The organism is Mesorhizobium sp. M2C.T.Ca.TU.002.02.1.1 (assembly GCF_003997225.1).
The window spans coordinates 1-1,283 of record NZ_RZTO01001206.1 but is presented as its reverse complement, the minus strand read 5'-3'; the positions used below and the strand labels follow the sequence as shown (position 1 = coordinate 1,283).

General features: G+C 65.5%; 2 protein-coding genes. Both read right to left on the bottom strand.

Annotated elements, in window-relative coordinates; all coding sequences use genetic code 11:
* The coding region (locus tag EOD07_RS34780; protein ID WP_127238382.1) for an iron-containing alcohol dehydrogenase at nt 1-497 on the bottom strand (497 nt) is incomplete at its 3' end.
* On the bottom strand, nt 494-1,123 hold the full coding sequence (locus tag EOD07_RS34775; protein ID WP_127238381.1) for a shikimate kinase: 630 nt from the start codon (nt 1,121-1,123) through the stop codon (nt 494-496). The genes EOD07_RS34780 and EOD07_RS34775, both read right to left, overlap by 4 nt.
* Between the last annotated feature and the right edge of the window lie 160 nt (nt 1,124-1,283).

Sequence of the window (1,283 nt, the reverse complement as noted above, 5' to 3'; positions counted from 1 at the left end):
AGCCTGGGCTGGTGGAAGACGCCGACGAGGTTCTTGCCGCGCGCGCTGTTGATGCCGGTCTTGCCGCCGACGGAGGAGTCGACCTGCGCCAGCAGCGAGGTCGGAACCTGAACGAAATTCATGCCGCGCCGCACGATGCCGGAGGCGAAGCCGGCAAGGTCGCCGATGACGCCGCCGCCAAGCGCGATCACCACGTCGCGGCGTTCGAGCTTTGCGGCGAGCACGCCGTCGACCACCTCCTCGAGATGGGCGAAGCTCTTGGTCTTTTCGCCGGCGGGCAGAGTGATGACGGCGGACTGGATGCCGCCTTTCTCCAACCCCGCCTTGAGCGTGTCGAGATGCGCGGCGGCGACGTTCTCGTCGGTGACGATGGCCGCGCGGGTGCCGGGAAGGCGGCGCCCGATCTCTTCGCCGGAGCGCGCCAGTAATCCGGCGCCGATCAATATGTCATAGGCGCGGTCGCCGAGCCCGACCTCGACCTTCACCGCCTCGCTCACGACTCCACCTCGTCGGTTGTGGCGCTTGTAGCGCCTGTCGCGATCGCGGCGACCCCCAGATAGCCGCAAAGCGCGCAGATTACTTCGCCGGCGATGATCTCCTTGCGGTCGTCGCGCGTCGGCACGGTCAGGTCAGCCGTGGCATAGACCGGATAACGCTCGCTCATCAGCTTCTCCAGCACGCCGCGCGGATCGGGATTCTTGAGCAGCGGCCGGTTCTGCTTCTTGGAGACGCGCTCCATCAACAGGTCCAGATCGGCCTTCAGCCAGACCGATACGCCATGCGCGGAAATCGCCTCGCGCGTCTGCGCGTTCATGAAGGCGCCGCCACCGGTCGACAGCACCTGCGGTCCGTTCTCCAAGAGACGCAGGATCACGCGCTGCTCCAGCGCCCGGAATTCCGGCTCGCCATAGCGCTCGAACAGCTCCGGCACCGTCATGCGCGAGACGCTTTCGATCTCCTGGTCGCTGTCCATGAAGGGCAGCGAAAGCATCGTCGCCACCTTGCGGCCGATCGCCGTCTTGCCGGCCCCCATCAACCCGACGAAGACGACCGAACGGCTGCCGAGCGCTTCGATCAGCGCGGCGCGGCCTTCGTCCGTCGGATTTGCGGGCAGAGCGTTCATCGGGGCCTCTTTGCGCCGTATCGACATCAAAAGCCTGTTTGCGTCAAGCACGGCCGGACAAACGTCCCAAGCCGGTTCCGCAAAAGTGGCCCACGGTTTTGCGAAGAGAACATGCGAAAACAACAATCCCCAAGCAGGCATTCGTGGGCTTGCCCGCGAA